General features: G+C 72.8%; 15 protein-coding genes and 1 pseudogene. 5 read left to right on the forward strand and 11 right to left on the reverse strand.

Annotated elements, in window-relative coordinates; genetic code table 11:
* Positions 1 to 171: 171 nt before the first annotated feature.
* The 5 genes from WMF11_RS46885 to WMF11_RS46905 form a co-directional block, all read right to left on the reverse strand.
* Complete coding sequence (locus WMF11_RS46885; protein WP_437905558.1) at positions 172 to 1,341, reverse strand: response regulator; 1,170 nt, start codon at positions 1,339 to 1,341, stop codon at positions 172 to 174.
* Positions 1,338 to 3,014: an ATP-binding protein gene (locus WMF11_RS46890; protein WP_437975374.1), complete on the reverse strand. Its 1,677-nt coding sequence runs from the start codon at positions 3,012 to 3,014 to the stop codon at positions 1,338 to 1,340. The genes WMF11_RS46885 and WMF11_RS46890 overlap by 4 nt, the downstream gene beginning before the upstream one ends.
* Positions 3,015 to 3,269: 255 nt before the next feature.
* Positions 3,270 to 4,499, reverse strand: a complete 1,230-nt coding sequence (locus tag WMF11_RS46895) for a hypothetical protein (protein ID WP_437975375.1) — start codon at positions 4,497 to 4,499, stop codon at positions 3,270 to 3,272.
* A 120-nt stretch (positions 4,500 to 4,619) separates the two neighbouring features.
* Positions 4,620 to 5,300 (reverse strand): sterol desaturase family protein, encoded by a 681-nt coding sequence (locus WMF11_RS46900; protein ID WP_437975376.1) that lies wholly within the window; start codon positions 5,298 to 5,300, stop codon positions 4,620 to 4,622.
* Between the two features lie 66 nt (positions 5,301 to 5,366).
* Entirely contained in the window at positions 5,367 to 5,573 is a 207-nt protein-coding gene (locus WMF11_RS46905) for a hypothetical protein (RefSeq protein ID WP_437905562.1), read from the reverse strand.
* A 314-nt stretch (positions 5,574 to 5,887) separates the two neighbouring features.
* Between WMF11_RS46905 and WMF11_RS46910 the strand changes: the two genes are divergently transcribed.
* From WMF11_RS46910 to WMF11_RS46920, 3 genes are read left to right on the forward strand one after another with little or no spacing between them, the layout of a single operon-like run.
* Positions 5,888 to 8,701, forward strand: coding sequence for a DUF4388 domain-containing protein (locus tag WMF11_RS46910; protein WP_437975377.1), 2,814 nt, complete (start codon positions 5,888 to 5,890; stop codon positions 8,699 to 8,701).
* 50 nt (positions 8,702 to 8,751) lie between these two features.
* Positions 8,752 to 9,462 (forward strand): hypothetical protein, encoded by a 711-nt coding sequence (locus WMF11_RS46915; RefSeq protein WP_437975378.1) that lies wholly within the window; start codon positions 8,752 to 8,754, stop codon positions 9,460 to 9,462.
* Positions 9,463 to 9,505: 43 nt separating this feature from the next.
* Complete coding sequence (locus tag WMF11_RS46920; protein WP_437905565.1) at positions 9,506 to 9,889, forward strand: nuclear transport factor 2 family protein; 384 nt, start codon at positions 9,506 to 9,508, stop codon at positions 9,887 to 9,889.
* Here the strand turns inward: WMF11_RS46920 and WMF11_RS46925 are convergent.
* The 5 genes from WMF11_RS46925 to WMF11_RS46945 form a co-directional block, all read right to left on the reverse strand.
* The gene (locus WMF11_RS46925; RefSeq protein WP_437975379.1) at positions 9,868 to 12,690 is read right to left on the reverse strand and encodes an AAA family ATPase; all 2,823 of its coding nucleotides are present in this window, start codon (positions 12,688 to 12,690) and stop codon (positions 9,868 to 9,870) included. The two genes, WMF11_RS46920 and WMF11_RS46925, sit on opposite strands and share 22 nt — an antisense overlap.
* 82 nt (positions 12,691 to 12,772) lie before the next feature.
* Complete coding sequence (locus WMF11_RS46930; protein ID WP_437975380.1) at positions 12,773 to 14,239, reverse strand: hypothetical protein; 1,467 nt, start codon at positions 14,237 to 14,239, stop codon at positions 12,773 to 12,775.
* 170 nt (positions 14,240 to 14,409) lie between these two features.
* Positions 14,410 to 15,519 carry a glycosyl hydrolase gene (locus tag WMF11_RS46935; protein ID WP_437975381.1) on the reverse strand — a complete coding sequence of 370 codons (1,110 nt, stop codon included), beginning with the start codon at positions 15,517 to 15,519 and terminating at the stop codon, positions 14,410 to 14,412.
* A 233-nt stretch (positions 15,520 to 15,752) separates the two neighbouring features.
* The gene (locus WMF11_RS46940) at positions 15,753 to 16,442 is read right to left on the reverse strand and encodes a hypothetical protein (protein ID WP_437975382.1); all 690 of its coding nucleotides are present in this window, start codon (positions 16,440 to 16,442) and stop codon (positions 15,753 to 15,755) included.
* 205 nt (positions 16,443 to 16,647) lie between these two features.
* On the reverse strand, positions 16,648 to 19,635 hold the full coding sequence (locus WMF11_RS46945; RefSeq protein ID WP_437975383.1) for a beta-propeller domain-containing protein: 2,988 nt from the start codon (positions 19,633 to 19,635) through the stop codon (positions 16,648 to 16,650).
* A 1,512-nt stretch (positions 19,636 to 21,147) separates the two neighbouring features.
* Between WMF11_RS46945 and WMF11_RS46950 the strand changes: the two genes are divergently transcribed.
* Positions 21,148 to 22,386, forward strand: coding sequence for a type I restriction endonuclease (locus WMF11_RS46950; RefSeq protein ID WP_437975384.1), 1,239 nt, complete (start codon positions 21,148 to 21,150; stop codon positions 22,384 to 22,386).
* Between the two features lie 288 nt (positions 22,387 to 22,674).
* Here the strand turns inward: WMF11_RS46950 and WMF11_RS46955 are convergent, their stop codons facing one another.
* Positions 22,675 to 23,163 (reverse strand): helix-turn-helix domain-containing protein, encoded by a 489-nt coding sequence (locus WMF11_RS46955; protein ID WP_437975385.1) that lies wholly within the window; start codon positions 23,161 to 23,163, stop codon positions 22,675 to 22,677.
* 35 nt (positions 23,164 to 23,198) lie between these two features.
* On the opposite strand from WMF11_RS46955, the pseudogene WMF11_RS46960 reads away from it, so the two are divergent.
* Positions 23,199 to 23,627, forward strand: a pseudogene (locus WMF11_RS46960) (SDR family NAD(P)-dependent oxidoreductase); the annotation flags it as partial.
* Between the last annotated feature and the right edge of the window lie 133 nt (positions 23,628 to 23,760).

The following is a 23,760-nucleotide window of genomic DNA, read 5'->3' on the forward strand; positions in this document are numbered from 1 at the left end:
CGCGGCGACTATTGCACGAGGACATCGCGTGATTCAAGAACGAACGTTTTCGGCAGATCGCACGATCCAGGCGCTGGAACTCGAATGGCCCCGGCGGTGCGGGGCAACACGAAAATGCCAGGGAGCAGCCTTGAACAGCCAGCCTATCGGGCCGGGAGCGAGCGTGAGCGATCAACCGCCGTCCGCCCCGCTCCCCTCCGCGCCCGAGAGCATCGCCTCCGGCGAGATCGCATAGAGCCTCTCCTCTCCCTGCTTTCCCCGGATCCGCACCAGCGCGGGCATCGCTTCTCCAGGGCTCCCGGCCGCGGTGAACGTCGCCTCATCCATCAGCAGGCCGCCGGCCTTCGCCTGCGCCTGAATCCGAAACGCTGTGTTCACGCGATCGCCGATGATGGTGAACTCCCGCCTGCCGCTCGACCCGATGCTCGCCAAAAGGACGGGCCCTGTCGAGAGCCCGAGCCGCGTCGGGAAGGCGGGCCGGCCCTGGGAGCGCTGGTGTTCGTTGAAGGCCGCGATGCTCTGCTGCATCCGCTGCGCCGCCGCGAGCGCGTCACTCGCGCCCCGGAAGAACGCGAGCATGCCGTCGCCAACGTACTTGTCGACCTCGCCCGCGTGGTCGTAGACGATCTGCGCCACCGTGGCCATGTAGAGGCTGAGATCCGCGATCAGCGGCCCGGGATCCTCGCTCTCCGAGAGCCGCACGAACTCCTCGATGTCGCTGACCAGCACCGTCAGCACCTCGCGCGCCGGCGGGCTCGGCCGGTTCGACGACACGCTCTCCTCGATGCTCTCCCACGCCCGGTCGGACAGGTAACCGCGCAGCGCCGCCTGCATCTGGCGCACCTGCGCGTAGCGCTCCTCGAGCTCCCTCCGCTGCCGCTCGAGCTCCCGGCGCTGCCGGTGCAAGAGCAGCTGCGTCCCCACCCTGGCGAGCACCTCGCGCAGCTCGAACGGCTTCGTGACGTAATCGACGCCGCCCGCGTCGAACGCCATCACCTTGTCGCCGATGCCCGTCATCGCGCTCAGGAAGATGACGGGGATGTCCGCCGTCCCGGGATCCCCCTTGAGCCGGCGGCACACCTCGTAGCCGTCCATGTGGGGCATGCTCACGTCGAGCAGGATGAGGTCCGGAGGCGCCGCCGCCGCCGACATCAGCGCCATGGCGCCGCTGATCGCCGCCCGCACCTCGTAGCCCTGCGCCGTCAACATCGAGGTCAGGAGCGACAGGTTCGCCGGCATGTCGTCCACGATCAGGATGCTCGGGGGCTCTTCCCTGGGGCGCTCCGGCCGCGCGCCCGGGGCCGCCCCGCGCGGGGCTGGCTTTGCGTCGGTGTCCGTCATGACGGCTCCTCCTCGTCGGCGCTCGATAGCGCCAAGATGCTGTCGAAGCGATACCCCCGCGCGAGCTCGGCCACAGCCCCCGCGAGATCCGCGTCCTCCGGCCGGAACCGATCGAGCGTCGCCTGGACGGCCTTCGCGTCGAGCCGCGTCGCCGCCCGCCGGAGGTCCTTGCGGAGCGCGGCGGGCAGCCCGGCCGCCGCCCGGGCGAGGTCGACGACAGGCGCCCCCTGGGCAGCGCCGGGCTCGGCGGCGCGCTCCTCGTACTCGAAGCGGGCCCCGAGGTGCTTGGTCAGGAGGCCGAGGATGTCCGCGTCGCGGAACGGCTTGCTCACGAAGTCGTCGCACCCCGCCTCCGCCGCGAGCGCCCGGTTCTGCTCGAACGCGCTCGCGGTCATCGCCACGACGACCGTCTCGTGCCCCCGCGCGCTCGCCTTGATGCGGCTCGCCGCCTCGTAGCCGTCGAGCAGCGGCATGCGGAGGTCGAGCAGGACGAGGTGCGGCGCCCACGTCTCCCACTGCGCCACGGCGCCGAGCCCGTTCGTCGCGCTGCGCGCCTCGACGCCCACCGAGTCGAGCAGCTTGAGCAGGCAGTGGCGCACGTCCCACCGGTCGTCGACGACGAGCACGCGGTACCTCGGCTGGCCCGGCGAGAGCCCCACGGCCCGGAGCGCCGCCGGATGGCGCGTCGCGCCGCCGGCGCGCGCGTCGGGCGCGTCGGCCAGCGACAGGCGCACGTCGAAGCGGAGCGTCGTCCCGCGGCCGACCTGGCTCTCCACCCGGATGTCGCCCCCCATCAGCCGCACGATGCGCCGGCTGATGTGCAGGCCGAGGCCCGTGCCCTCGCGCGACTGGCGCCCGGTCGCGGTCTGCGCGAACGCCTCGAAGAGCTGCGCGAGCTCCGCCTTGGCCATGCCCCGGCCGGTGTCCGTCACCTCGAACGACACCCGCACCCGCCCCGCCGCCGCGCCGTCGTGCGCGCCGCCCTCACGCACGCCTGTCGCGCGCCGCGCCGAGGCGCGCAGCGTGACCGACCCGCGCGGCGTGAACTTCAGCGCGTTGCCGAGCAGGTTGATCAGCACCTGCCGCAGCTTCCCTTCATCGCCGCTGACGTGCCGCGGAACGTCCTGCTCCCGCTCGACCGTGAGCGTGAGGCCCCGCTTCTGGGCCTCGACAGCGAACATCTCCGAGAGCCCCGAGAGCGTGTCGTGGAGGTCGAACTCGGCGTCGACGAGCGTCATGCGGCCGGCCTCGATCTTCGCCATCTCGAGGATGTCGTTGACCAGGCCGAGCAGGTGCTCGCCGCTCTTGCAGATGACCGCGAGGTTCTCGCGGTGCCGGTCGGCGAGCGAGGGGTCGCGCTCCACGAGCTGCGCGAAGCCGAGGATCGAGTTGAGCGGGGTCCTGAGCTCGTGGCTCATGTTGGCGAGGAACGCGCTCTTCGACCGGCTCGCGGTCATGGCCTCGTCCCTCGCCCTGCGCGCCTCCTCCTCGGCCCGCCGCGCCTCGGCGAGCTCCTCGCCGAGCCGCAGCGAAGAGGCGCGGCTGGCCGCGAGCTCCTCCGCCTTCCGCTCGAGCTCGAGCTCGCGCGCGTGGAGCCGCCGGCGGAGCGCCCAGAGGGCGACCAGAAGGAGGGTCCCGACGACCACGGAGGCGGAGATCCCGACGACCTGCATTCGATGTGCCCCACCCGCCTCCTGCGCGGCGGGAAAGACCGGAGCGCCGATCCCGTCGGAAGGCACCGATCAGGTTACAGGAGTTCGGGGCAGCCCGTGGGGGCCCGATCGGGCGCGCCGCGCGGCTTTTGGCGATGGAGCGGCGCGCTCGTCAGGCAGACCACGGAATCGACGGAGCCGCGCCGCGGCAGCGCGACGCGGCGGTCGGTTCTCCCCAGCGCGTCCACGCGCTGCTCCCCAGCGCGGGTTCACGCGTCATGGCGCGCCGCCGTCCGGCTTCGCTCGCTGCGGGGGGGTGACAACCTCATCCGTCGGCGGCGGGGCGGCGGCTCCGCGCGGCGGCACGCCTGCGTCTCCGCGCGGCGGCGGGGCGGCGTCTCCGCGCGGCGGCGCGGCGGCGTCTCCGCGCGCCGGCGGCGCGCTGGCACCTGCGTGCGGCGGCGCATCGCTGTCTGCCTGGGCGGGCGGCCGCCTGGGCGGGAGCGCGGGCTGGCGGAGGCCGCGCAGCGAGGCGAGCCGATCGACGAGGACGCCGGCCTCCTCGGCCGACAGCTTGACGCGCGCGTGGAGCGCCTTGCCCTCGGCCGCGATCGCGATGCGCTCGAGCACGGCGCCGAAGCCGATGAGCCGCGTCGCGAAGTCCGCCGCGCGCGTGTCTCGCGCCGCGCGCAGCTCCGCGCCGAGCGCGGCGCAGGGGGCCTCCGCGTCGCAGAGGACGGCGGCGTGGACGGCGATCTCCGGGCCGAGCGCGACGCTGGCGCCGCCGGAGAGCAGGGACGCCGCGGGCGATCGGCCGGAGCCGCTCAGCGCGAGCTCGCGCCCGATCTCGGCGCGCTGCTCGGGCGTGAGCACCACCGTGACGCGCGCCGCCCCCTCGCCCACGGCGCGGGCGATGTCGTCGTGCGCGGCGCTCGCGCCGACGTTCCCGGCGCGGCCTTCGGCGGTGTCGATCATGGCGCGCAGGTACGCGCCCCCGCCGAGCAGGATCGGCCCCCCGGGGCGCACGGCGATCTCGCCGTGGCCCTCGGCGCTCGAGTCCCGCACCGCGCGGAAGCTGCCGATCCCGGAGACGACCGGCCGCCCGCCGCGGGCCTCGATGACCTTGGAGGCGCACGCGAGCAGCGCCTCGTCCTGCACGGCGCCGGCCGCGACCAGCCCGAAGTCGCCGCCCTCGCCCGCCGCCGGGATGGCGATCGCGACCTCGGTCAACGCGGCCACCGGGTCGAAGCCGCACACGTCGCGCACCTTGCCGAGCCCCGGGATCTCGCGCTCCTCGCGCAGGAACGAGGCGAACGCGGGAGAGGCGCGCAGCGCCGGGAGATCGAGCGTCGCGACGAGCATCGCGCCCGCGGGTACGGCGTCGAGCGCGCGCGGCGCGGCGGCGGGGGGGCTCTCCCGCCCGCGGCCGAGGAGCCAGGCGACGCCGCCGCCGAGCAGGACCCCGACGAGCAGGAGGACGAGGCCGTCTCTGGTCCGCGGCTGCACGCGCGACCCGTTAGCACACGGCCGCGGCGGACGCCCCGGCGCCCGCGCCTCGGCGGGGCGGAGGACGGCGCTGCGCCAGGGCGCGCCCGTGCGTGGCGGCTGCGCGCCCCCGCGCCGCGGCTACGCGCCCTTGCGCGGCGGCGGCGACCAGCGCGTCCCGCGGACGAGATCGAACACGGGCACGGTCACGTTGAAATTCCAGCGCTTCATGAGCCGGGGATCATGGTGCCTGCGGTGGTGCTCGCGGAGCCGCGCGAGCCCCGGGATCCGGTACACCGGGCTGTCCGCCGGCAGGTGATACGCGAGGTGCAGCCACTCGTAGCTGACGAAGAACACCATCGCCGTCGCGAGCCCGAGCAGCGCCGCGTCCGGCGAGAGCAGGGCGCCCGCCGCCGCGGCGAGGGGCAGCAGCAAGGCGAGGACCAGGAGCGCCGAGGCGGGCGGCGTCAGCACCAGCCAGAGCTCGCGCGCGCTCCGCAGCGCCATGTCGTCGGCGGTGAAGGCGAGGTGGTGCTCGCGCTCGTGCCGCTCGCACAGCGCGCCGAGCAGCGGCGCCCGCCGGTGCAGCACCGACCTGTGCGCCCACCACTCGAAGGCGAAGCCGAGCAGCAGCGTCGCCGGCACCGCGAGGAGCTCGACGGCATCGACGGCGTCGAGGAGGCGCACCGCCGCCGCCAGCACGAGCGCGCCGAGCAGCGTGGGCGCCGCGAGGTGGAGCGCCGGGCGGTACCCGCGCGGGATCCGCGCCGCGATCTCCTCGCGCCGCCGCGCCCGCAGCCGCGCCGGCTCGTTCACGACCATCGAAAACTATGAATTCTAAAAAAACAGAACGCAAGCGCGGGCGAGGCCGCCGGCGAGGGGGCGCGCTCAGCTTTCCTGGCGTTCTGCCTGCTGTTCCGCCTGCTCCGCCTGTTCCGCGCCGTCCGCGGGCGCGCCGCCGTCCGTCGCGGGCGCTTCCCGCTCGAACAGCCCGCCGATGGCCTCGCCGATGCGGCCGATCTTCGCGGCGAGCAGCACGACGAGGAGCAGGAAGGCCGTCAGGGCGATCTCGTTGTGGGAAGCGCCGAGCACCATGCGTCGACGTCTACCACGCGGCGCCCACAGCGGGGGGCGCCGCCGCGTCGCCGTACGTGAGCGCGGCGACGCGGCGGCGCCGGCCTCGCGCTCGCGGAGGTGATGTCGGCCGGGCGCTCCCAGCGCGGCAGCGGTGGAGACCTCGCCGCGCAGGCGGGGCGGTCGTGGAGGGAGCTGCGCTGCGCGGCGGGAACGCAACGGGAACGCAAGCAAGCCGCGATCGCGTTTGACAGCCCGCCGACGACCGTCGAGAGTCCAGTCGATGCGGGCCCCTGGGCGCTGCTCCGCCGGGCCGCCGCCACAAGATGACCGCCGTGTCCGAGCCCCGCGACGACTACGAAGCAGTGCAGGCGCGCCCGCGCGAAGGCGCCATCCTGCTGGCCGACGCGTCGGCGGACGGGGAGGCGATCGGCGCGGCGCTGCGGGGCCGGGGCTTCGAGGTGATCGCGGCGCCGATCGCCGAGCTCGACGCGCGCCTCGCGAGCGACGCGCCGCGCGTCGTGATCGTCGACATCGACGAGCCCGGCGCGATCGAGGCGCTCGAGCGCCTCTACCTGCGGCCGGGCGGCGTCGCCGCGTCCGTGCTCCTCGTGGGGGATCCGGTCCGCTCGGCGGAGCTCGATCCCCAGCTGTTCGGGCAGGTGTTCGAGCGCCCGGTCGACACCGCCGAGCTCGCCGCGCACGTGAGCGCGGTCGCCGAGCCCGGGCGGTACCGCGGGGAGCACGCCGTCGAGGCGCGCCTCGCGGCGGGCCTGCCGGGGCCGCTCGACCACGACGTCCCGTCGAACCCCGACTTCTCGAGCGATCTCGATCCGCTCGACGTCGGCTCGGTGCTGCCGCCCCCGGAGGAGGACGGCGACGAGGTCGGTCCGCGCCTCCTGCCGGCGCGGATCAGCCCGGAGCTCGAGGAGATCCTCGTCGCCGCCGAGCAGCGGGTCACGGCGAAGGCGCACCCCTCGAGCATCCCGGCGGCCGAGGAGGAGGTCGACCTGATGCTGTCGTCGGAGCTGCTCTCCGCCCTCGACGAGCCCCTCGATCCGGAGGACGACGAGCCGCGGACCGGCGCGAGCGCGGCCGTCGCGCAGGCGCCCGCCGGATCGCCCTCGCAGTCGAGGACGAGCGACGGCCCGTACGGCGTCGCGCCCGCGCTGCAGCCGGCGGCCACCCGCGCCGAGCACACGGGGCCCGGCGACTCCCTCGTCGAGCTCGCGGAGCCGGGCGACGAGCACGAGGACGACCGCGACGCCGAGCCCGCGTTCGACGGGGCGCACGCGACGAAGCGCGCGGGCCCCGAGCTCGCGGCGCTCTCGCTCGACAGGGAGGCGCACCCGTACGGCAGGGAGGAGCGCGATCACGGCGGTCCCGCGCGCCGGAGCGGCGGCCGCGACGCCGCGCCGCCGACCCCGCGCGACGCGGGCCGGCCCTACGCCTTCGCGTCGCCGCCGCCGCGCCCCGAGCCCGCGTGGGATCGGTCGCCCTCGCCATCGCCCGCGCCGCGAGAGGAGCCCGCGTGGGACCGCGCCGGCCCTTCGCGCGGCGGCGAGGACGTCGACTGGGCGCGCGCTCCGTCGGGCCGCATCGAGCCGAGCTTGCGCCAGCGCATCACCGAGCCGCCGCCCCGGTCGCGCGATGCCCGCGACGCCCGCGCTCCTGGCTTTCCGTCGCCGCCGTCTCCGGGCGTCGCGTTCGTGTCGCCTCCCTCGGTCGAGGTGAAGACCGCGCTGCTGTCGCCGGTCGGAAGGGCGGAGCCCGAGCCGTCCCCGGCCCGCTCCGCCCCGGCGGGGCGCGCCCTGGCGCCTCCTGGCGGGCCCGTCCCCGCGAGCGCGGGCGCCGGCTCGCTCGGGCGCGGCCTCCTGGCGCCGAGCCCGTCTGCTGGGCCGAGCACGGCCGCGTTCGGCCGCGGGCACCTGCCAGCTCCGCCGTCCATGGCCATCTCCGGCGCGTCCCTGCGTGGGCCTGCGCCGCCTGCGCTGCCGCTGGTGCCGCCCGCGCTGCCGCTGGTGCCGCCCGCGCCCGCCACGGTCACCGCGGCCGGGCTCGGCCGCGCCATGGCGCCTGAGCCGATCGACGAGGCGCCGAGCTCCGGCGGGGCGTCCTCGGCCACGGTGCTCGGCCCGGGCGACGCGCCGCGCGCGCTGGCCCGCGCGGTGGGCAGCCGCTCCTCCGGCGCCCTCGCGATCACGACCGAGGAGGGCGCGCGGCGCATCGTCCTGCACGAGGGCGATCTCGTCACCGCCGGCTCGAGCATCCCCGAGGAGACGCTGCTCGCCTTCCTGGTCGGGCGCGGCGACCTCGAGCGCGAGGTCGCGGCGCGGCTCGCGGGCAAGCTCCCCGCCTCGGGCCGGCACGCCGGCGCGGCGCTCATCGCGCACGGCCACCTCGGCCAGGACGACCTCTGGCCGGTGCTGCGCGCGCACGCCGAGTGGGTCATCGGCCACGTCGTGCTCGTCGAGGCCGGCACGTGCGACCTCGAGCCCGAGCCGCCGGGCCGCCTCAAGGCGGAGCCGAACGTCTTCGGCGGCGCCACCGGCGCCGAGGTCTTCGTCGAGACGATCCGCCGCGTGATCGCCCCGGAGGTCGCCCTGCGCCGCCTCGGCGGCCCGGGGGCGCGCCTCGACGACGGCGTCCGGCGCAACCTGCTCGGCGAGTGCGCGCTGCGGCGCGAGGAGGAGGAGCTCGTGCGCACCGCGCGCGGGCGCAGCGTCGGCGAGCTCGTGAGCGTGGCGGAGCCCGAGAACGCGAGCGTGCTCTACGCGCTCGTGTGCCTGGAGGTGCTCGACGTCCTCATCCCGCCGTCGATCACCGAGGCGCCGCCCCCGCCGGTGGAGGATCCGCTCGACGAGGAGGCGATCCGGCAGCGCGTCCGGGCGCGGCTCGCGCTGGTGGAGGACGGGGACTATTTCTCGATCCTCGGCATCCCGCGCGACGCGACGAACTACGAGATCCGCCGCGCGTACCTCGCGCTGAGGAAGGCCTTCGAGCCGTCCACCCTGCTCACCGCCGCGACCGTGGACCTGCTCGACGACGTGCGGCTCGTCATCGAGGTGCTCGACGAGGCCTACGAGATCCTGCGCGAGCCGCACAGGCGCGAGCGGTACCGGCGGGCGATCGAGGCGGGGCCGCCGTAGCGGGGACCGGGGCGGCGCGCGCTCCGTACGGCGCGCGGCGGGCACGGTTGATGAAGGCCGGCGCGGCTGTGCAATGCTCGCTCTCTCCCGGACCGGCGGCGCCGGCGGCGCCGCGCGCGGGCGGGCCGACGCGCTCCGGTCGATCGGCCGCGGCGGCGCTGATCGCCGCCCTCGCGCTCGCCCCGGGGTGCGTCCGCGAGGCGGCGAAGGAGGCGACCCACGGCACGCTCGAGGCGCTCGATCGCAGCGCGCAGGACCGGACCGAGTCCGCCGGAAGATCGGCCGAGAGGCCGGCCGAGGGCGCGCGCGAGAGGCCGCTCGTGGGGGCCATCGTCCACGACGCGGTCCGGGCCGGCGCGGCGGAGATCGGGCGGCAGGCCGAGGGCCTGGAGCCGGTCATCGCGCAGACGAGCGAGGCGGTCAGCAGCGCCGTGGTCGAGGGCGCCCTCCAGCACGACCGGGCGCTCGTCACGCTCGTCGAGCAGGGCACGGGCGCCGCGGCGAGGGCCGCGGCGCGCGAGGGGACGGCAGAGCTCATGGAGCAGCTCGCCGGGTGCCCCGCCGGCGACCCGGGCTGCTCGAGCGCCGCGATCGAGCGCGCGAGCCGCGCCGCCGCCACGGGCTTCGCGGACGGCCTGGGGAGGGCGATGCAGCCCTGGATCATCGGCCTCGCGTTCGGCGGGGGGTTCCTGCTCGCCGCGCTGCTCGCCGTCGCCATCGCGGTCGTCACGCGGCGGCACGAGCGCTCCGCCGCGCACTGAGAGAGGTCCGCCCCTTGCACGCGCCAGCACCGCAGGAGGCACCATGTCCAAGGCGAGCGAGTTCATCGAAGCCCTGCGTCGGATCGAGGAGAGCGGCGACGTCGAGCCCATGGCGCGGCTGTTCGCGCCCGACGCCGAGCTCAGCAACTCGACGATCTCGAGGCCGCTCCACGGCCCCGACGGCGCCCGCAACTTCTGGCGCAGCTACCGGCAGACCTTCGTCGAGGTGCGGTCGGAGTTCCGGTGCATCGTCGAGTCGGGCGAGGCCGCCATCCTCGAGTGGACGAGCCGTGGAAAGCTAGTCAATGGAGGGGAGTTCTCGTACGACGGCGTGAGCGTCATCGAGCACCCGGCCGGCGCCATCAGGAGGTTCAAGGCGTACTTCGATCCGAGGGCCCTCGGGCTTCAGCTGGAGCACGCGGCGTAGCGCCGCTCGCCGGCCCGCGCGATCGCGTCCACGACGACCTCGCCCTGCTCGACGCCGACGAGCGCCGCCGACCCTTCCTCGAGCTGGCCGCGCAGGATGAGCTCCGCGAGCGGCGCCTCGACGAGGCGCGCGATCGTGCGCTTCATCGGCCGGGCGCCGAGCTCCGGGTCGAACCCCCCGGCGTCGAGCAGCGCGTCGATGGCCTCGGGCTCGACCTCGAGCTCCACGCCGCGCGCCTCGAGCTCGCGCTCCAGGCCGCCGAGCAGCCGCCGCGTGATCTCGGCGACGTCCGCCCGCGTGAGCGGCGCGAAGCAGAGGACCTCGTCGATGCGGTTGTAGAGCTCGGGCGGCAGCGCCGCGCGGGCCGCGGCGAGCATCGTCTCCCCGAGGCGCTCGGGTGACACGGCCGAGGAGGCGCGGGCGAAGCCCACGGAGCGCTCGGACCGGAGCGCGCCGGCCTCCGCCGCGCCGAGGTTCGAGGTCATCACGAGGACCGTGTTCGTGAAGTCCACCCGCCGGCCTCGGCCGTCGGTCAGGCGGCCCTCGTCGAAGACCTGCAGGAACGCCTCGAGCACGTCGCGGTGCGCCTTCTCGATCTCGTCGAGCAGCACCACCTGGTAGGGCCTCCGCCGCACCGCCTCGGTGAGCTGGCCGCCGGCCTCGTGGCCGACGTAGCCGGGCGGCGCGCCGACGAGGCGCGCGACGGCGTGCGACTCCGCGTACTCGGAGAAGTCGAGCCGCGTCATCGCGTCGGGCGAGTGGAACAGCGCCTCGGCGATCGCCTTCGCCGTCTCCGTCTTGCCCACGCCGGTCGGCCCCAGCAGCAGGAACGACCCGATCGGGCGGCGCGCGCGCAGGCCGGCCGCGTTCCGGCGGAGCACCCGCGCGATGCGCGAAAGCGCCTCGCCGTGGCCGACGACGTTCTCGGCGAGCAGCGTCTCCAGCGAGAGCATCCGCTCGCGATCGGTCTCGAGCAGCCGCTCGACCGGCAGGTCGGCGAGCTCGGAGACCACCTCGGCGACCTCGGCGGGGCCCACCTGCCGCGCGGGCTGCGCAGGTTCACGGAGCGCCGCGCGCGGCGCGCGTGACGCGCCTGACGTCGACGACGCGCGCCGCCGCGTGCGCGCCCCCGCGAGGTCGAGGATCGAGAGCGCCTTGTCGGGCAGCGCGCGCCCGGGCAGGTAGCGCACGGACCAGGCGACGGCCGAGGCCAGCGCCTCGTCCGTGAACGCGAGCCCGTGGTGCGCGCCGAGCCCGACCGCGACGCTCTGGAGCAGCAGGAACGCCTCGTCCTCCTCGGGCTCGTCGATCTCGACGATCGTGAAGCGCCGCGCGAGCGCCGGGTCGACCTCGATGCTCTTCCTGTACTCCTCGGGCGTGGCGGTGCCGATCAGCGTGAGCTCGCCGCGGGCGAGCGCGAGCTTGATCTCGGCCATCGCCTCGTCGAGCGCGCCGCTGCCGAAGAGCTCCGACAGGCCGTCGATGAACAGGATGACCCGCCCGCCCGCCTCGCGGACCTCGGACCGGAGCGCGGACAGGCGCTCGCTCAGCGCGCCGCGCGCGCCGGTGCCGGCGAGCAGCTCCGAGGGCACGAGCTCGACGACGACGCGCGGCTCCCGCTCGTCGAACGCGAGCCGGTGCGCCACGCCGCGCGCGACCGAGGTCTTGCCGACGCCCGCCGGGCCGAGGAGGCAGGGGTTGTTCGCGTGGCGCTTGGCCAGGACGTCGAGCGCCTGCTCGATCTCGTGCTCGCGGCCGACGATCGGCTCGAGCTCCCCCTGCACCGCCGCGAGCGAGAGGTTGTGCCCGAGCGAGGCGAGGGCCGGGAAGCGCGCGCGGTCGAGGGTGAAGCGCGCCGCGAGGGCGGCGCTCGCGGCGGCGCTCGTGGCGGTCGGCGGCGCGAGCGGCGGGAACGGCCGCCCCGGCGCGGGCGCGGCGGGGGAGGCGGCGGAAGCGGGGGCAGGGGAGGCCGAGGACGCCGGAGAGGGGGTGGGCGTGAGGGCGGCGATCGACTCGGCGGAGGTCAGCGCGTCGGCCGGGGCCGCGGCGGGGCGAGGGCGCCCCGGCGGGAACAGCGGCGTCGGCGGGAACAGCGGCACGGTGACGCCCGGGCCGGCGCCCTTGGCGGGCCGTGACTCCGGCGCGCCGGCGCCCCTGGCGGGCCGCAGCTCCGGGACGGCGACGCCGGTGCCCTTGGCGGGCCGCGGCTCCGGGACGGCGACGCCTGCGCCCCTGGTGGGCCGCAGCTCCTGGGACGTGCGCGGCGAGCGCGGCGTGCGCGCCGGATCGGCGGCCTCGCCGCGGGCGCGGCGCGCCGTGGTCGTCGCGGCCGGCGCGGGCGGCGTCTCCGGCGCGCCGCCGTCGTGGAGCAGCCGCGCGGGCGTCCGCCGCGCCTGCACCACGCCGAGCGCGATCTGGAGCGCCGCGGTCCGCAGCCGCGCCAGGTCGACCCCCGACTGGGTGAGCGCGCGGTGCGCGGCCGAGCTGCGGTCGGACAGGAGCGCGAGCAGCAGGTGGAGCGCCGCGGGCTCCTTCGCGGTCGCTCGCTTCGCGACGTCGCGCGCGCCCCCCATCGCCCGGCCGATCGGGTCGGGGCCCTCGTCGTCGACCGAGCGGGTCGCCTTGAGCAGGGCCTCGTCGTCGAGCCGCCGATCGCGGAGCAGATCCGCGGCGGGGCCTCCGCTCAGGGCGATGGCCGCGAGGAGGTGCACGCTCGACAGGCGCTCCTTGCGCTGGGCGGCGAGGTCCTGCGCGAGCTTGCGCAGCGTGACGAGCTCGGCGTGGGAGCGAGGGCTGGTCATCCTTGCAGAGGTCTCCGGGCTCGGGGTTCGCACGCCGGGCGAAGGCGGGCCAAGTTTCGGAGGCCGACGGCCGCGCGCCGCGTCACTGAGGGATCACGTCCTCGGTCTCGCAGACGGGCGTGGCAGGGGCGAACCCCTCGGCGCAACCGAGGCGCACCGCGCGTAGCTGCGAGGCGGACGAGCTCGACGGCCGCTCCGCCCACGCGATCAAGAGCCCGCGACCGCGCTGCGCGAGGATCGACAGGCTGCCTTCCACCTTCCCTCCCGGAAAAACGGTGGTCATCCAGGTCAACGTGCCCGCCGCGTCGAGGCGGCGGAGCACGATCCGGTCTTTGCCGCCCGTGTTCGTCTCGACGACCGCGACCACCAGGTCTCCGTCCACCTGCTCGGCGGCCAGCGATCCCGTGACGGGCGTGGAGCACGAGGGGACGGTGATGGGGGGCAGCGCGACCTCCCCCGAAGGGGTCATGCGCGCGACGCGCAGCGCGCTCGGCGCGTCCTCGAGCGGCGCGAGGGTCCAGGCGAGCCACGCGCCGTCCAGGCGGGGGGCCATGCGGAGGCGCGCGACCGGAGCGGCCTCGTGGATCGCCTCCTTCGAGGCGATCGCGCCGCCGTTGAGGCCGATGCTGATGCCGTCTGCGGAGTACCGCCCCAGGTAAATGGTCGTCGCCGGTCCGGGGCCCGGGTACTTCACGTCGCACGGATTCCACCCGAGCCTCCACTCGGTGGGCGCGCCCAGCGCGGCGCCGATGAGCCAGTAGTGCAGCATCCATCCCGTGTCCTCTTCATCCACTTGCGTCCACCGTGCCGCATCAACGGCGACGGGCGTTGTTGCGCACCCGAAGTACAGCCCGAACATCGAGTGGCCCACCCCTTCCGTCACGGTGCCGGCCACCATCGAGTATCGCGGGCCGGGCTCCTGGACCTCGGTGATCGCGAGCTGTTCCACCCCTGAGGAACGAAACGACACCATGCGTTCGCCGTAGTACGTGCCGATGTGCTGCGACCATGAAGAGAAGGGCTCGCTGCCCTCGCTCCAGGCGCGCGCGGTCCTGAAAAAGCCGCCTGGCGGCAGGGGAGCCGGGAAGGGGGTCGTATAGCGCTCTCGGTAAATGACCACGGACTCGAAGTTGTCATCGTCGTCGAGCGGATAGAGCCGTGCCACCGCGAAGGCATCGCCCGGGATGGTCTGGTGTTTTGCGTCCAGCGCCAGCGCCGGCTCGCTGAAGGCGGGCGGCTGCGCTGACCAGGGATCCAGGGCGACCCGCTGGACGACCCGGCCCGTCGGTGTCGCCGCCGAGGTGTAGAGATAGACCGGAGCGTCCGTGGCCCCGAGGACCCACTGAGGATCGAGCAGGTCCGTGCCCGGCTGCGCGAGGCTCAGCGAGGGCCCCGCGGCCGCGAGGGTGCTGCAGGCGGCTGCCTCGCCGGCGTCGGAGGCCACGGGCGGTTCCTCCACCGAGAGCGCGCGGGGCGGCTCGTCTGGAACCGCCGCGCACGCCGCGAGCGCGGGGAGAGCGAAGAGCGCCAGCCATGTCCCACATCGCATCCGGTACCTCCGAGGTGATGGTCGAGGCTGTGTGGCCGCACCTCGCCGCCGCCATCACCCATTTTTCGGGATCGGCGGGGGCGCTCTGGCCCCCGGCCAGGCGGCGTCCGGGGCGCAGGGCCGCTTCACCCCGTACGCCGGCCGCTCCGCCGTGCGCGGTCGCGCTGTGGTCAGAGCCCCGCGGCGAGGAACCGGGCGAGGAAGCCGCGGGTACCGGCGTTGCCGAGGGAGTTGCACACCGGCGAGGCGGCGCCGATCGGGCAGTCGACGTCGCGGTCGTAGGACCAGTAGTGGACGCCGGCGAGGCCCTGGGACCTGGCGAAGGCGGCGGTCTCGTCGACGTCGGTCAGCGTGTAGAGCTCGCCCTGGACGTCGTTGCCGCCGATCATCGGGGTGAGCTCGATGTTGGCGTAGGGCACGCCGAAGTGATCGTGCAGGTTGTACGCGGCCTGGATCGCCGACTGGCCCAAATCGCACTGGCCGCCGGACACGACGCACACGCCGGGGCCGGGCGAGCCGTAGTTCATGGTCATCAGGTTGACGGTGACGTAGCTGGGCCAGGTCGCCGCGCTGCCGTCGAAGCCGAAGACGTCGGCGATCGCGGCCATGGCGGTGTCGCCGAGGACATTGAGGCTCGAGCGGATGTTGCTGCCGAGGGAGCGCGCCGTCGACGCGCCCTCGTTGCTGGCGAGCGTCGCCAGGGTCAGGCTGAAGCGCAGCTTCGGGTACGCGGCGTGCGCGGTCTCGAGGCGCTGCACCAGCGCCGCGATCACCTGGGGCGACTGGCCGGCCTCGATGTCGAGGTCGACGCCGATGAGGTGCGGTCCGGCCCAGCGATCGAGGAAGGCCGCGAAGCCGGCGTCGGAGCCGCAGGTGAACGAGCCCGCCGCGCCGCCTGTCGACAGGATGTAGCCGACGCCGGCGGCCTCGAGCACCGGGACGTTGGCGGCGGCCATCGCCGCGCCGGGCACGCCGCCCCAGCGCTCGTTGCCGCACTCGCCGGTGGCGAAGGCCAGGCTGACGACGTCGCCGCCCGCGGCGCTGAGGTCGTCGGCGAACACGGCCTGGGTCCCCGACACCTTCGTGGAGATCACGCTGGTGTCCCAGTTCATGTGGACGCCGGTGTCCTTGTAGGGGCCGAACAAGAGCGCGCCGTTGCCGGCGTCGCCGCCGCCGTGGCCGTTGCCGCCACCGCCGGTGCCGGTGTCGTCGCCGCCGCCGCACGCGGAGGCGAAGCTCGCCGCGGCGAGCAGGGAGAGGAGGAGGGTGGAGCGCTTCATCGGGTCCTCGTGAGGGGCTTCGGGTTCGAGCCCAGGTTTGTACGAGGATAGAGCTCTGCCCCCGCGCGGGAGGGGCATGCGGCAGAGGACGACGCTGACGACGCGCCACCCTCGCTCGGAGGTTCGATCTCCAGCAGGCTGGTGCGCGCGCCGCAAGCCAGGAGCGCAAAGGCGGGGACGAGGGCGAGCGCGCCGCGCCGAGGTCCGCGCCGAGCGCCGGCGAGCCGTTCGATCTATGGGAACACCGCCTCGACCTCGGCCATATCGGGGTACGTGAACGTGACCGTCGCTTCAATCGGCGTCGATCCGTCGTACGCGTAGGCCTTGAGCGTGTAGCTGCCCGGCGCGGCGTCCACGGGCCGCGCGCACATCGCGGGGCACAGCTCGCCCGCCTGAGCCGCGGGGCACCCCGCCTCCATTGCGTCGACGCTCTCGAAGATGACGCCGTTCCAGGTGAACGTCAGCTCGCCTCGAGGCGGGAGCGGCTTATAGCCAGCGTCGAGGCAATCCGCGGGGCAGATCGGGTTCCCGTCGTCGCACAGCGGCCTCGCCAGGTTCCTCGGGGCCTCGGCGCCGCTCGACGAGGTCACGATCCACGTCGAGATGCACTGGGTGTCGCCGACCAGGAGCTCGGTCGCCCCTGTGTTTCGGAAGCGGATCGTCACGGGCGTGGCCGTCCCCGAAACGCCGGGCTCGCACGCGCTCGATCCCCCTCCGCCCGCGCCTCCGGCACCGCCTTGCCCGCCGGCGCCTCCGGCACCGCCTTGCCCGCCCGCGCCTCCGACACCGCCTTGCCCGCCGGCGCCCCCGACACCGCCTTGCCCGCCGGCGCCTCCGGCGTTGCTGCTCGTTTGCCCCTCGTCGCCGCACGCGGCGAGGCCGAGGACGCTCGCGGCGATGCAACCCATCGCCAACGTTCGCATCTGTGCAAGTCCATTCATGGGCGTGAAACACTCCAATTCTCTGCGCATGATCGTTCCCCTCCTCGCGATGCACTTCGGCTTGCTACCAGACATGCCACTGGGACGATCATTCAAGAAAATTAGCGCTGGTCGACGCGGCTTGGTCGGAGGACGCGGATCCTCGTGTGGCGCGCGCGCGGCTAGGCCGTGCGACGCGCGACGTGGATCAAGGGCCGACGTCCACGGCCTCGAGGCCGTAGCCCCAGGAGCAGAGCGCGCGGTCGCCGGAGAGCGTCGCGTGGACCACATGCCCCGGGAGGTCGCTCTTCTTCTCGAACGAGAGCGCGGTGAGGTCGGTCGCGTCGAGGACGGAGAGCATGGGCCAGTAGTTGTCGACGACGAGGAGGCGCGCTCCGTCCGCGAGGAGCAGCGGGCCATAGCTATGGTCGAAGCCCGCGCTCTCCAGCGTCGCGGTGTTCAGGCTGCCCTCCTGCAGCCCGCCGGCCACGAGGATCGAGGACCTCCCGTCGTGGGCGGCGTCCTCCACCGACAGGAAGGCGCGGTTCTCGCCGGCGAGCGCCTTCATGACCGTCATGGTGTCGTCCACAGGACTCTCGTCCAGGAGTCGTGCGCTCGTGTCGCCGAGATCGAGGAGCTTGAGCGTCCTCCGCGTGCCCCTGCACACGCCCGGACCGGCGTCATCGCCGGCGGCCGCCGGCGTGAACGCCGCGTTCGACGCGAAGCTGTGAGCACACGCCTCCCTCCCCACCACCGGGGTCTCGACGGTCTCGTAATCCGTCGTGAGCAGCCTGCTCGACGCGCCATCGAACGCGAGCAGCGAGCCGGGCACGTTGACCGGCGCCCGCACCACCGGCGAGGATGGGTCTGCGACGTCGATGCGATCGAGATAGAAGCGCGCCCTGGAGGGATCGTCGGGCAGCGGCGTCCAGCGCGAGACGAGCACCGTGGTGCCGTCGAGCTGAAGGCCCGTGTGGCCGGCGCCGTCCGGGAGCGCCACCGAGCTGTGCCGCGGGTTCAGCGGGTCGGAGAGGTCGAGCAGATCGAGCCACGCCTCGTGAGGGGGCCGGTCCTCCTCGAACGCGTAGTAGCCGTCATCGCTGACGCCACGGAGCACGAGGGTGCTGCCGACCTGAACCACGGAGTCGCCCGCGGACACGAGAGCGCCGGAAGGATTCGTGTACAGCGCGCCGGGGCGGAAGGGCAGATCGCGCTGGGCGACCACGCGCGGCGCGGCCGGGTCCCCGACATCGATGATCGCGAGGCGCGTGAACGCGGCGTTCGATGTCTGCGCGAGCACGTAGACGTGCTGTCCGTGCGCGAAGAGGCGGGCATTGCCGAGGTAGTGCCGGCAGGCGGGGGCCTCCGTGTACAGCGCCGCGCCGTCGAGCCTGGCGATCGGCTCGGCGAGGCCCGGGCTCGTGGCCGACGCGATCTCGAGCCAGGCGCCGCCCCCCGTATTCGCGTCTGCGCCGATGCGGACCACGATGTCGTCGACAGCGACCGCGCTGTCGGCGAGCGTCGCGAGCGCGACACCGGCGATCTTGGCCGGGGCGCCGCGATCGTCGATGCCGAAGGCCTCGACGCCCAGGTCGGAGACGGCGAGGAGCCGCTCCCCGCTGGCGAGGGCGCGCCGCGCCCGTCCGCCCGTGGCGACGAAGCCGCGCTTCGAGAGGGTGTCGCGCGTGAAATCGATGAGCTGGACGCCGATCGTGACGGGATCGCAGTCGGGAAACGACTTGTCGAAAATCCGTTCGCTGTAGGGCACGGCGAGGGTGCCGAGGCCGTCGAAGAGAGAGAACGCCTCGTGGATGAGGTCGTGTTCCTCGGCGACGCGTGCCCATTTGCCGCCGAAGGCAACGCGCTCCAGCATCGTGGGGTTCGCGAGATCGGAGACGTCGAAGAGCGAGACGGCCAGAGATCCTTCGCCGCTGTCGTTGGCGAACCCGAGGGCGAACAGGCGATCTCCGCGCGGCTCGACGTGAAAGATCGAGCCGGGCTCCTCGATCCCGCCGACCTGGGCGGGGTTCGCCGGGTCGCTCAGGTCGACGGTGAGCACGGGGCTCACGTGCTCCGAGACCACGTAAGCGCGGTTGCCGTCGAAGCGGACCGAGCGCACCTCTGTGGCCGGGTGCACGTCGAGCTCGGTCGCGCCGAGGGGCACGATTTCCTGGGAGGACACGATGGAGAAGGTCTGGATGCCAGGCCTCGCGTCGGGCTGCCAGGGGCCGGGCAGGCTGACGAAGCGGAGCACGCCGTCGTGCTCATCCACCTGCCAGGGGCTCGCGATCTCGCCGGTCACGTCGACGCGCGCGCCCTCGACGAGGGCGCCGCTGGGGTCGGAGATGTCGACGATCTGGATGGTGGCGCGCCCTTCCTCCTCGCCGCCGTTCCATGTGGCGCTGGCGATAACCACGCGATCCTCGCTGACGCTCACGCTGGGCCATCCCCAGTAGCCCGAAGGGGCGCTCTCGACGAGCCTCCGCTGATCGATGACCGCGATGTCCGCCGGGTCGCCGACGGCGAGGGAGGTGACGGTGATGTTCGGCGCGGCGGCGCACCCGAGGCAGGAGCCGGGCTCGTAGGCCACGGCGTGGAGCACGTCGTCGCCGAGGCGCGCCTCGGTGAGCTTGCCCGGCAGATCGAACGAGCCGATGGGCTGAATCTCCGCAGGATCGGAGACATCCAGCACCTCGACGCGGCTCATGAAATCGCGGTGGGACGCGCCCCCCTGCGCGTCGGGCACGACGTGTCGCCACCCGGAGAACAGGGCGTAGAGGACCCCGTCGCGCAGGTACATCGCGACGGGCGAGCCGTACATCCGGCGGGTCCCGAGGACGCGCAGTCCGTCGCCTGAGACGTCGATGACGCTGAGCCCCGAGTACCCCGACATCGCGTAGAGCCTGCCGTCCTTCTCCTGGACGATGTCGGCGTCGCGGAGAGCGCGCTCCGCGATGGCTCCGCCGCGCGGCGGCACCGGCGCCGCTTCCGGGTCGTCGCCTCCTCCCGTGCCCGAGCTGGCGTCGCCCGAGCCATCACCCGCCGGATCGCCGGCGCGGGGACCCGTCGGATTGCCGGAGATGAAGCCGGTCTGGTTGGATGTGCCAGCACCAAGCTCGCAACCGGCGAGTCCTATCGATGCCGCGGTCGCAGCGAGGACGATCCAGCTGGCGCAGGCCCTGAACGGGATGGACATGGTTACCTCTCGTTAGAAGACAGCAAGGCGCAGGACGCAGCGCGCGTGCAAAGCACAGCGATTTCGTCGCGCGCTGGCGTAATCAGCAAGCGGCGGGCCAGGCGCATTCGCGAGACTTGCGCGTGATTTCGGTGATGTGAGCGCATCATGTGCCACGGTGAACGCGCGATTCTCGCCGCAGCAATGGCCCATGTCGGCACAGTCGCATGTCCTTTCCTGCGAACCGCCTCGGCGGGCGAAAGGAGCGCGGTCGTGCTGCGATTCCACGCCAGTCCTCCCTCGAGTCCAAAGACAGGTGGAGTTCACCGCGGTCGTCGCCAGACCGTCAGCGCCGGTGTGCATGCTCCACAGGAAGTTGAACAGGTCACCGCTGGCCGAGCCGCGCAGACCTCACCGACATGGGTCGGCTTGGGTGCATGCACGACCCAGAACATTCACTGGCAGGTACGCTCTTCCGCTCGCTCGACCTCGCGTGCGCTGGCAAGGCGAGCATGACGAGGCTCGAGAGCGTGATGGCGAAGGGCTACATCCAGGCGGCGAGGGCGACGTCTGAAGCGATGCCGCCCCGCGCTTCGTCGTCGAGCTCGTCGCCTACCCCGCGACGCTCACCCGCGCTGGCGTGGTGAAGGACGACCGGAAGCTCTACCGGGCCGGAGACGCGGCGCGCGCGGGAACTGGCCGGGGTGATGGTCCAGCGGCGCTCGACGGCGATGACGCCGAAGGCGCGTGAGGCCTACGGCACGATACGTGCGGGCTGGACGCGAGGGCGTGGAGGGAGGCCCGTCGTGAGCCGGGGGTGACCACCCGCCTGGAGACCCAGCGATCGGCCCGTCCACATCCACGCAGTCCCCGGGGAGGGAGGCTCGGAACGCCGCCCTTCGTCAGGGCTAGCACTACTGCGGGAAGTCGCCCCGGATCGGCAGAAGAACCGCCAGGGTCGCCAAGGTCGCCGAGGGGAGAGAGGAGGTGCGGGTCCGGCATTTTCCCTCCCATTTTCCGGGTTTCCTGGCGCCCTTGGCGTCATGGCGGTTCGCTTCCCCGTCCGACTTCCCGCAGTAGTGCTAGGACCCTCCCAACGATGGGAAGTGCAGCACGATGGCTCCGGAGTGCGAGGCGCTGGGAGCCGTCGTCATCGCGGGCCCCATCTACGGTGGCCGACGGCGGCGGCGTAGCCCGCCGCTCGTCGGGTGCATGGTTTGGTGGACGTCCGTCGCGCCGCAGCGTCACCGCGCGCAGTGCGCGCGCCGAAGCGCCCGATGTCGGCGTGCAAGCTTACATACTCCGCGCGGCCGAACCCATCCATACGGTGAGGGCGAGGTCGAGCGGGAGGACGCCCGCGCGGAACCGCTGGTTCGGTCCGTGCGCAAGCGGAGAACGGAACCCAGGTGATACCTTTCACTACTACGACGGCGACTGTTGTCCCGAGACCGCCCCGTTGACTGGCATCTCGTCGAGCGCGTAGCCTTGCAGGCTTCCTAGCCAAGTACGGCTCGGCTGGAGCAGGAGGCAACGATGGCGCTTATTGACAACATGCGGCGTCTCGCGGAGCAAGTTCGGAAAAGGCTCCCAAACACGATCGGCGAAGAGGCGACCAAGAACGCTCTCGTGATGCCATTTCTTGGAGCACTTGGCTACGACGTGTTCGACCCGACGGAGGTTCGTCCTGAGTATGTGGCCGACTTCGCCAAGAAGAAGAGCAACGGTCAGTTCGAGAAGGTCGACTACGCGATCTACATCAATGGCGTGCCGGTGATGTTCATCGAGTGCAAGCCAGCCGATGCGGAGCCGAACACGCACAGCGGCCAGCTGTCACGGTACTTTAACTCGACTCCGTCCGTCAAGGTGGCGGTTGTCACGAATGGTGTTCGATACATGTTCTTCACCGATCTTGAAGAACCTAACATCATGGGCGAGCGACCGTTCTTCGAGTTCAATGTGCTCGAATTCACGGAGAGGGACGTCGAAACGCTCGATGCCTTCTCCAAGGACAACTTCGATGCCGGTACCGTGCGAACGCGCGCGGAGGACATTATCTTCACCGGGCGAATGACGGCCTACATCAACGACGTGCTCCGCAACCCGACAGAAGAGTTCACGCGCTTCATTCTCGGCGAGTTGAACATCACGACGGGCAAGCTCACGGCGAAGCGCGTCGAAAAATTCATACCGATCGTACGCAAAGCTATCCAGACAACCCTGCTCGACATGGCCACCAGATCGATCAGGCAAGAGACGCAGGACGTAGCAGTGGCCGCGCCGCCCCCGCCCCCGCCCATACCACAGCCACCCCCGCAGGCTGCGCCGCCTTCAAGAGACTCAGCTCCGGAGCAGGGGAAAGGCGTCGTCACGACTCAAGAGGAGTTGGACGCCTACGAGGTCATTCGTCGCATATGTGCCGACTCTCCAGCGGCCAGCAAGGCCCAGGTTCACTACCGAGACGCGGTTAACTATTTCGGCATCAACATCGGGAACACGAAAAAGTGGTTCGTTCGCCTGTTCTTCGACGGCAAGCGCAAGTCCATGGTTACCAAAGTCCCCGCCGACAGAGCAACGCTGCTCGCGCCCGGATTTGAGGTCGACGTGCCGAGCGAAAACGTCGGGAAGAGCCGCGTATACGTCAGCGGCCTGAAGGACCTCGAGCGGCTGAGGCCTCTGCTGATGCTCGCCTTCGAGGACGAGATTCGTCGCGCCGAATCTGGTGACGCACCCGAGGAAGAGGAGTCGCCGGCTGGCGTCGCCATGCCCCATTAGAGCGACAAACGGGTTGAAACCACGAAAAAAGCAGGGATTTCACAGGGAGGCGGGGAGGCGGGGAGTAAGAGACGGCAAGAGGGAGAAATTCATTTTCTTTTCTTCCTCCCCTCCTCCCCGCCTCCCTGTGAAAATTCCCCGGGTTTCAACGTGATCGTTGTTCTAGCAACTCCGAGTGCCACCATCGGGCACGCCCTGCCCTGACCCCACGCCTCCGTAGACGATCCGGCGACCACCGCGCCGCCTTCACCTCATGACCGAAGACGTCGTCCCCTACGAGCACGTCGCCTACCCCGCGACGCTCACCCGCGTGTTCCCGTACCTCGTCGGCGTCACCCCGACGATCCTCCTGAAGTGCCGCGTGAGCTGGCTCTGATCATAGAACCCGACGCGCGGGGCGAGCTCGGACGCCCTCACGCCCTGGGTGAGGAACTGCTGGGCGCGCTGGACGCGGAGGTGGGTGAGGTACATGTGGGGAGGCATCCCGATCTGGGCTCGGAAGGCGCGGCACAGGTGGAACTTGTCGAGGGAGGCGTGGGCGGCGAGGTCGTCGAGGGTGATGGGCTCGGCCAGGCGCTCGCGGAGGTACTCCACGGCGCGGCGGACGGGGCGTGTGTGATCGGAGCGGGCGCCGCTCAGCCGGCCGAAGGTGGCGATGGCCTCGGCGAGGGCGAGCTCGACGGAGAGGCGATCGGCTCCGGCGCAGATGGCGTCGTGGAGGCGGTGGAAGGGGGCGGCACGTTCGTCCCCGGCTTCGAGGTGGGGAATGGCGACCACCTTGCCCACCTCGCGGGCGCGGGCGACGTCGTTCGAGCGTGGCGCCCGTCGCCGAGGTGCGGGTGGTGTTCGAGACGAACGTGTTCGGGGTGATCGCGGTGACGCAGGCGATGCTGCGGCTGCTCCGCGAGGCGCCAGCGGGGCGGATCGTCAACGTGTCGAGCGAGGTGGGGTCGCTCGCGAAGCAGCGCGATCCGTCGAACCCGCATCGGCTACCGAACGCGGCCTACGTGCCGTCGAAGACCGCGCTGAACGCGATCACGGTGGCGTTCGCGAACGAGCTGGAGGGGACGCGGATCAAGGTGAACGCGGCGTGCCCGGGGTTCACCGCGACGGATCTGAACGGTTTCAGGGGGACGCGCAGCGTGGAGCAAGGGGCGCGCGAGCCGGTGCGGCTGGCGCTGCTCGACGCGAGCGGGCCGACGGGCAGCTTCGCGAACGAGGAGGGACCGCTGCCCTGGTGAGCGAGGTGGCTCGGCGCCCGTTCAAACGCCAGATTCACGGCGTCTCGCCAGGACCTCCGCAGGCTCCTGAACAGGGTCTCTCGAGGTGCTGGATGCTCCCTGCTGGGGCAGGTGCTTGTCGGCCATGAATGGC

The organism is Sorangium sp. So ce295, assembly GCF_051527405.1.
Classification (GTDB): Bacteria; Myxococcota_A; Polyangia; order Polyangiales; family Polyangiaceae; genus Sorangium; species Sorangium cellulosum_B.

Bases quoted from the DNA above. Each gene is read 5' to 3' on its own strand.
- WMF11_RS46885 (WP_437905558.1), bottom strand. From the start codon at position 1,341: ATGACGGACACCGACGCAAAGCCAGCCCCGCGCGGGGCGGCCCCGGGC.
- WMF11_RS46890 (WP_437975374.1), bottom strand. From the start codon at position 3,014: ATGCAGGTCGTCGGGATCTCCGCCTCCGTGGTCGTCGGGACCCTCCTT.
- WMF11_RS46900 (WP_437975376.1), bottom strand. From the start codon at position 5,300: ATGGTCGTGAACGAGCCGGCGCGGCTGCGGGCGCGGCGGCGCGAGGAG.
- WMF11_RS46905 (WP_437905562.1), bottom strand. From the start codon at position 5,573: ATGGTGCTCGGCGCTTCCCACAACGAGATCGCCCTGACGGCCTTCCTG.
- WMF11_RS46915 (WP_437975378.1), top strand. From the start codon at position 8,752: ATGAAGGCCGGCGCGGCTGTGCAATGCTCGCTCTCTCCCGGACCGGCG.
- WMF11_RS46920 (WP_437905565.1), top strand. From the start codon at position 9,506: ATGTCCAAGGCGAGCGAGTTCATCGAAGCCCTGCGTCGGATCGAGGAG.
- WMF11_RS46925 (WP_437975379.1), bottom strand. From the start codon at position 12,690: ATGACCAGCCCTCGCTCCCACGCCGAGCTCGTCACGCTGCGCAAGCTC.
- WMF11_RS46930 (WP_437975380.1), bottom strand. From the start codon at position 14,239: ATGCGATGTGGGACATGGCTGGCGCTCTTCGCTCTCCCCGCGCTCGCG.
- WMF11_RS46935 (WP_437975381.1), bottom strand. From the start codon at position 15,519: ATGAAGCGCTCCACCCTCCTCCTCTCCCTGCTCGCCGCGGCGAGCTTC.
- WMF11_RS46940 (WP_437975382.1), bottom strand. From the start codon at position 16,442: ATGCGAACGTTGGCGATGGGTTGCATCGCCGCGAGCGTCCTCGGCCTC.
- WMF11_RS46945 (WP_437975383.1), bottom strand. From the start codon at position 19,635: ATGTCCATCCCGTTCAGGGCCTGCGCCAGCTGGATCGTCCTCGCTGCG.
- WMF11_RS46950 (WP_437975384.1), top strand. From the start codon at position 21,148: ATGGCGCTTATTGACAACATGCGGCGTCTCGCGGAGCAAGTTCGGAAA.